The sequence below is a fragment of the Clostridium sp. genome (assembly GCF_036646415.1).
GTDB lineage: Bacteria > Bacillota > Clostridia > Clostridiales > Clostridiaceae > Clostridium_J.
On sequence record NZ_JAVXMF010000057.1, the window covers coordinates 1 to 3,135 of the forward strand.

The window sequence follows — 3,135 nt, forward strand, 5'->3', positions numbered from 1 at the left end:
CCTGTTGTTTCTTTGCCGCATCTCTCAGCGACAAGATTTATCTTACCATGGTTTTAAAACATATAATTTATTAATTATGACACTACATGATAAATACACCTATTTTTCTATAAAATTCTCTTAATTACTGACATATACTTATATTGATACACTAGGCATTGTTTGTTTAAGTTATTCCATTTTATCACAACATTATAATACTATATTTAACATTAAATCATATATTATACTTTAAATTTCTATATAGCATATCATTATTTTTCCTCTCAATACTAGTTAATCTATTAATGACCTAATAAATTTTCAATAGAAAAATGAATAATTATTTTTATTAAGGACAGATTATAATTATTATTAAAAAATTTTAGGAGATATGGTGATTAAATTTATGAGAAGAAAGAAAAAAAATCTTATTTCATTTTTAGTTATATTTGTTTTAATGTTACAAATAACTAATTTATTGCCCACAGAAGAAAGTTTATATCAAACAAACGATAATTTAAATATACTTAAAGATAATATAAAAACCATTAATACTTTATCTATAACCTATAGGGTAGATGATTTAAACTTGTTAAATTCTGAAATTTCAAAGCACAATCCTATATATCAATCTTACTATTTAGAAAAATCACAAGAAAAATATAAAAATTTGCATCTTAATAATGTTGTAAGTGAAAGTGCAATAAATCAGACACTCCACTTACCAGAATCATTTAAATATCAGGCCATTGATGAAAAGGCTCTTCAAGAATATTTATCTACTAGATCATCTATCCTTAGAGAAGAACCTTACTTCTCCTCTATAATTAATGTAAGCAGAGAATTTAATATTAATCCTATACTACTTTTTGCTATTACAGGTCAAGAGCAGAGTTTTGTACCTGAAGATAACGTTAGTGCTTTTAAAATTGCAAATAACCCATATAACGTTTTCTGTAGTTGGCAAAGTTATAATACTGATATCATTGATTCATCAGAAATTGCATGTCGTACAATTATAAATCTCTCTAAAGACAGACCTGATAGTGTTGATCCATTAATTTGGGTAAACAAAAAATATTCTGCAGATCAAAATTGGCACTATGGAGTTAGAAGCTTATACAATGAAATTGATAAGTTTGTAAATAATTAGATAAGAAAAAGCAGGTAATTCATTTCTTAATTACCTGCTTTTTTTATTTACTCTCTATATATATACTCCTAGTTGGAAACGCTATACTTACTTCTTCGTCACTTAGAACTTTCATTATATTATAATTTATATCTTCTTTTATATTCATATACTCACTAAAATTAACTTTATTTATAAAAAAATAAATACTTATATCTAAGCTACTCTCATTAAAAGTGTTAAAACTTACATTAATCATTTCTTTATCTACACCATCATGATTTGCTAACATCTTTCTTATATTTTTAACACATATCTGAAGTTTCTCCATAGTAGTATCATATGTTACCCCAATATCCATAGCAACTCTTCTATTTTCTCTTTTATTAAAGTTTAAAATAGGGTCATTTGCTAGTAACGAATTAGGTACCGTTATGAGCACTTTATCAACCGTTCTTATTCTAGTACTTCTAAAGCTTATATCCTCTATTATACCCTCTAAATCCCTACACTTTATCCAATCACCTATTGTAAATGGGCTATCCATGAATATTATAACTCCAGAAATCATATTAGCAGCAAAGTCTTTTGCCGCTAAAGCTATTACAACTCCGCCTAGCCCTATTCCTGTTATAAATCCATTTACATCTAATCCCCAAATATTTGCTACTTCTATAATTGAAAAAACTATTATAAGAAATTTAATACCTCTATGCATCATAGGCATTAGTACTGTATTTACCTTAATATCATATTTATTACTTGCCCTAGTTAAGAAATCATTGGAATCATTTGTAAGATTCACTAAGCCATTTGCAAATAATCCTATAATAGCTGAACCTAATAGTTTATTCATAATACTACTTGTATCTAATCCTATTGCTGAACTTAATATTGCCAAGAATATATATGTACCAATTACAATAAATAGTATTCTTATAGGCTTTTCAAAAGCGTTAAGAATTTTTCGTGCACTCTTTATTTTTAAAGCTGTAAATATATTATCTAATATTTTTATAATGTATTTTGTAAAAATATTTTTTAGAAATATACATAATACAAATATACCAACTCCTATTGCAATTGATTTCCACATTTCAAAAAACTTACTATCTAAAACTATTTTTATATACTTATTTGATAGTATATTTAGTTGCCCTATTAGCATATTTAACTCCTCCAATAATTATTAAACTAAAGAATTATTTATCCTATCAATCCAAATATTAGAACATCACTATACTCTGTTCCTTCATAATATGCATCCCTTCTTGTTCCCTCATGTTTAAATCCTAATGATCTTAAAACTCCCTGGCTTGGATAATTAAATTTAAGGACCTCTGCATCAATTCTATGAACACCATAACTAAATAAATGATTTATTATGGACTCTAATCCATCTTTTGCATATCCTTCACCTCTATGACTTCCTAATCCAAACCTAAGCCACGCTATTCTCCTACTATTATCCATCCAATTTATTCTTATATATCCTATAGATTCATCAGTATCACTTAGTACTATGATGAGATATATCTCTTCCCCTTCATCAATGCTTATCTTAATATCTTCATATTGATTTTCATAATTAATCTCTGTATTTAATCCTACTGACATTTTTCTAACAAGATTATCACTTTTCCAGTTAACTATTAATTCTGCATCTTCTAATTCTATACTTCTTAAATAAACTTTCCTGCCTTCACATATTTTATTCATTCATGCTACCCCCATCATATGATATTTACGTTATTTATATCACTTATCTTAAATGATACACTAACTATATTCATATGTAAATTTTGCATTACTCATACTTATATTACCAAAACTAATGTGTATATATTTTTATAAATTAATATTAAAAAAAGCACTTCATATTGAAGTGCTTTTGGTGGCTCACCGGGGGATCGAACCCCGGACACCATGATTAAAAGTCATGTGCTCTACCTACTGAGCTAGTGAACCATAAATAACCTGGCAACAACCTACCCTCCCACACAGCTGCCCGTGCAGTACTA

3 protein-coding genes and 1 tRNA gene are annotated in these 3,135 nt (G+C 27.3%); 1 reads left to right on the top strand and 3 read right to left on the bottom strand.

The genetic code is table 11. The features are described from left to right. Positions 1-388: 388 nt before the first annotated feature. Entirely contained in the window at positions 389-1,135 is a 747-nt protein-coding gene (locus RSD37_RS16595; RefSeq protein ID WP_346947841.1) for a hypothetical protein, read from the top strand. A gap of 43 nt (positions 1,136-1,178) precedes the next feature. Here RSD37_RS16595 and RSD37_RS16600 read toward each other — a convergent pair whose 3' ends face one another. The 3 genes from RSD37_RS16600 to RSD37_RS16610 all read right to left on the bottom strand — a co-directional run bounded on the left by RSD37_RS16600 (position 1,179) and on the right by RSD37_RS16610 (position 3,082). After that, positions 1,179-2,282 (bottom strand): mechanosensitive ion channel family protein, encoded by a 1,104-nt coding sequence (locus RSD37_RS16600; protein WP_346947842.1) that lies wholly within the window; start codon positions 2,280-2,282, stop codon positions 1,179-1,181. 38 nt (positions 2,283-2,320) lie between these two features. Beyond that, positions 2,321-2,833, bottom strand: a complete 513-nt coding sequence (locus tag RSD37_RS16605; protein ID WP_346947843.1) for a GNAT family protein — start codon at positions 2,831-2,833, stop codon at positions 2,321-2,323. 173 nt (positions 2,834-3,006) lie between these two features. Beyond that, positions 3,007-3,082: transfer RNA gene (locus tag RSD37_RS16610), tRNA-Lys, on the bottom strand. Positions 3,083-3,135: the final 53 nt, after the last annotated feature.

What these genes read in the sequence shown, in the direction of transcription:
- RSD37_RS16605 (WP_346947843.1), bottom strand. Translation starts at nt 2,833, where the DNA reads ATGAATAAAATATGTGAAGGCAGGAAAGTTTATTTAAGAAGTATAGAA.
- RSD37_RS16600 (WP_346947842.1), bottom strand. Translation starts at nt 2,282, where the DNA reads ATGCTAATAGGGCAACTAAATATACTATCAAATAAGTATATAAAAATA.
- RSD37_RS16595 (WP_346947841.1), top strand. Translation starts at nt 389, where the DNA reads ATGAGAAGAAAGAAAAAAAATCTTATTTCATTTTTAGTTATATTTGTT.